3 protein-coding genes are annotated in these 3,473 nt (G+C 57.9%); all 3 read left to right on the forward strand.

Annotated elements, in window-relative coordinates:
* Positions 1–341: DUF4915 domain-containing protein (locus ACIQ47_RS15435; RefSeq protein WP_396438931.1), on the forward strand; the 341-nt coding region annotated here is incomplete at its 5' end.
* Between the two features lie 209 nt (positions 342–550).
* On the forward strand, positions 551–1,495 hold the full coding sequence (gene cysD / locus ACIQ47_RS15440) for a sulfate adenylyltransferase subunit CysD (protein WP_396438933.1): 945 nt from the start codon (positions 551–553) through the stop codon (positions 1,493–1,495).
* Positions 1,496–3,412, forward strand: coding sequence for a sulfate adenylyltransferase subunit CysN (gene cysN, locus ACIQ47_RS15445; RefSeq protein WP_396438932.1), 1,917 nt, complete (start codon positions 1,496–1,498; stop codon positions 3,410–3,412).
* Positions 3,413–3,473: the final 61 nt, after the last annotated feature.

The raw sequence follows: 3,473 nt of genomic DNA on the forward strand, positions 1-3,473 counted from the left end.
TATGCTTCCTGCCTGGCTTTGCCCGTGGACTTGTTTTCATGGGCGACTACGCGGTGATTGGCCTTTCTCGCCCACGCAATAACAAAACGTTCGAAGGCCTGGCTCTGAACGAGCGGCTGGATGCCGAAGGTATCAGCGCGCAATGCGCGATCTGCATCGTCAATCTGCTGAGCGGGGATATCGAGCACCGGCTCGAAATTTCTGGCATTGTCGAGGAAATTTACGATGTCGCGCTCCTGCCGGGCGTTACGCGCCCTATGGCACTGGGCTTTCGCAGCGATGAAATCCGCCTTAAGATCAAGCCCGAAGCCCTGCCGGAAGCAACCCACCTATCGCTCTGACTTGCCCCGGGTTTCGTGGAGGCTCCACACTTTGAGAGGATGGCGCCATGGGCAAGAAATCAAACCGTTTTTCACCCGAAGTGCGCGAACACTCTGTTCGTATGGTGCCCGAACACCGCGTCGAGTACCCATCCCTTTGGGCCGCCATTGAGTCCATTGTTGTGTTGAGCACCCCATCCACGACAAGCCAACACCAAAAGGCACCCGCCATGTCAACTTGTACCACCACACGCGAGCCACAACATGCCGACCAGGCGCGGCTTACCCACCTGCAAAGGCTGGAGGCCGAGAGCATTCACATCATGCGCGAGGTGGTCGCCACCTGCGACAACCCGGTCATGCTCTACTCCATTGGCAAAGACAGCGCGGTCATGCTCCACCTGGCAATCAAAGCCTTCCACCCCGCCAAACTGCCTTTTCCGCTCATGCATATAGACACCGGCTGGAAGTTCAAAGACATGTATGCCTTTCGTGCACGCATGCAAGCGCAGCACGACTTCAAGCTGCTGGTTCACCAGAACCCAGAGGGGCTCAAGATGGGCATTAACCCCTTCACGCACGGCTCGCAAATGCATACTGACATCATGAAGACCCAAGGGCTCAAGCAGGCGCTGGACCACTACCAGTTTGACGCAGCCTTTGGCGGTGCCCGCCGCGACGAAGAAAAGTCTCGCGCCAAAGAGCGCATTTTTTCGTTCCGCAATGCCCAGCACCGCTGGGACCCCAAAAACCAGCGCCCCGAGCTCTGGAACATCTACAACACCCACAAGAACAAGGGCGAAAGCCTGCGCGTTTTCCCTATTTCAAACTGGACCGAGCTGGACATCTGGCAATACATTCACCTGGAAAGCATACCCATCGTGCCGCTGTATTTTGCCCAGGAGCGCCCCGTGGTGGAGCGCGACGGCGCGCTCATCATGGTGGACGACGACCGCATGCCGCTGCGCCCAGGCGAGGTGCCCATGCTGAAAAAGGTACGCTTTCGCACGCTGGGTTGCTACCCGCTCACCGGCGCGGTGGCGTCTGCGGCAGACACCTTGCCCGACATCATCCAGGAGATGCTGCTGACCAAAACATCTGAGCGACAGGGCCGGGTGATTGACCACGACGCAGCCGCGTCCATGGAAAAGAAAAAACAAGAGGGGTACTTCTGAATGTCACACATCAGCCCACTCATTGGCCAGGACATACAAGCCTACCTGCACAAGCACCAGCACAAGGGGCTGCTGCGCTTTATCACCTGTGGCAGCGTGGACGATGGCAAAAGCACCCTCATAGGACGACTGCTGTACGACGCCAAAATGATCTTTGAAGACCAGCTCAATGCGCTGGAGGCGGACAGCAAGCGCGTAGGCACTCAGGGGCAAGAAATTGACTTTGCGCTGCTGGTCGATGGCCTGGCGGCCGAGCGCGAGCAGGGCATCACCATCGACGTGGCCTACCGGTTCTTCTCGACCGACAAGCGCCAATTCATTGTTGCCGACACCCCTGGGCACGAGCAGTACACGCGCAACATGGTCACGGGCGCGTCCACAGCAGACGCAGCGGTGGTCTTGGTTGACGCACGCAAGGGCGTGCTCACGCAAACTCGGCGTCATAGCTACCTGCTCAAGCTTATGGGCATCCAGCAGGTGGTGCTGGCCATCAACAAGATGGACATGGTGGGCTACAGCCAAGCCACGTTTGACGCCATCAAACAGGATTACCTTGCCTTTGCGCAGCAACTGGGCGGCCTGCAAGTCACCAGCATACCCATGTCCGCCTTGCGCGGCGACAACATGACCGACCCAAGCCACCACATGCCGTGGTACCACGGCAGCACACTCATGGGCTTTCTGGAAACAGTCCAGATTGAGCAAGACCGGCTCAGCAAGTTGGCGTTTCGCATGCCCGTTCAGTGGGTCAACCGGCCCAACCAGGACTTTAGGGGCTTTTGTGGCACGGTGGCCTCTGGTGGCATCGCGGTGGGGCAGACCGTGCGGGTTCAGCCCAGCGGGCGCGAGGTGGCCGTGGCAAGCATTGTGACCATGGATGGCAACCTGCAAAGCGCCACCGCCGGTCAGGCCATTGCCCTCACCCTGGCGGCCGAGGTCGATGTATCGCGTGGCGACATGCTGTGCGCACCTCAGGCCCCAGCGGTGGTGGCTGACCAGTTTCAGGCCCATATCGTCTGGATGGCCGAAGATCCGCTGATGCCGGGACGCAACTACTGGCTCAAGTGCGGCACCCAGATGGTGAACGCCAGCGTGACCAAGATCAAACATGTGGTGAACGTGAACACCCTAGAGCGCATGGCTGCCGACAAGCTGGAGCTCAACGCCGTGGCAGAGTGCAACCTGGCTACCGACAAGGCGCTGGTGTTTGACAGCTACGCCAGCAACACCGCCACGGGCGGGTTTGTTTTGATAGACCGCATAACCAACCTGACGGTAGCCGCTGGCGTCATAGACCACGAGTTGCGCCGCGCACAAAACATACAACCGCAGCACTTTCAGATCAACAAGCAGGCCCGGGCCGAATTCAACAACCAAAAACCCTGTGTGCTGTGGTTGACCGGGCTGTCTGGCTCCGGAAAGAGCACCATTGCCAATGAGCTGGAAAAAGAGTTGTACCGGTTAGGCCACCGCACCTACGTGCTCGATGGCGACAACGTGCGCCATGGACTGAACAAAGACCTGGGCTTTACGCAGGAAGACCGTGTAGAAAACATCCGCCGGGTGGCCGAGGTGGCCAAGCTGATGGTGGACGCGGGCCTGATCGTGATATGCACTTTGATTTCACCCTACCGCGCTGACCGTGAGATGGCCAGGGCGCTCTTCCAAGAAGGGGAGTTCTTTGAAGTATTTGTGGACACGCCATTGGAAGTGTGCGAAGCACGTGACCCTAAGGGCCTTTACAAAAAAGCTCGCTCGGGTGAATTGAAAAACTTCACTGGCATTGATCAGCAGTATGAAAACCCAAAGGCCCCCGAGCTTCGAATATCAGCTGAGAACACGCCTCTGGATGTCATTGTCGGAAACTTGTTGGAGCTTGTGATTCATTCAACAGCAAAACCGGAAAAACTTCTGTAATTGAAGTATTCGCTCGACCAAAACGGTAGCGTTGACCCGCTCAAGCAAACCATTCATGGCC

Source organism: Limnohabitans sp., from assembly GCF_044373035.1.
Taxonomy (GTDB): Bacteria; Pseudomonadota; Gammaproteobacteria; order Burkholderiales; family Burkholderiaceae_C; genus Limnohabitans_A.

What these genes read in the sequence shown, in the direction of transcription:
- cysD (WP_396438933.1), top strand. Translation starts at nt 551, where the DNA reads ATGTCAACTTGTACCACCACACGCGAGCCACAACATGCCGACCAGGCG.
- cysN (WP_396438932.1), top strand. Translation starts at nt 1,496, where the DNA reads ATGTCACACATCAGCCCACTCATTGGCCAGGACATACAAGCCTACCTG.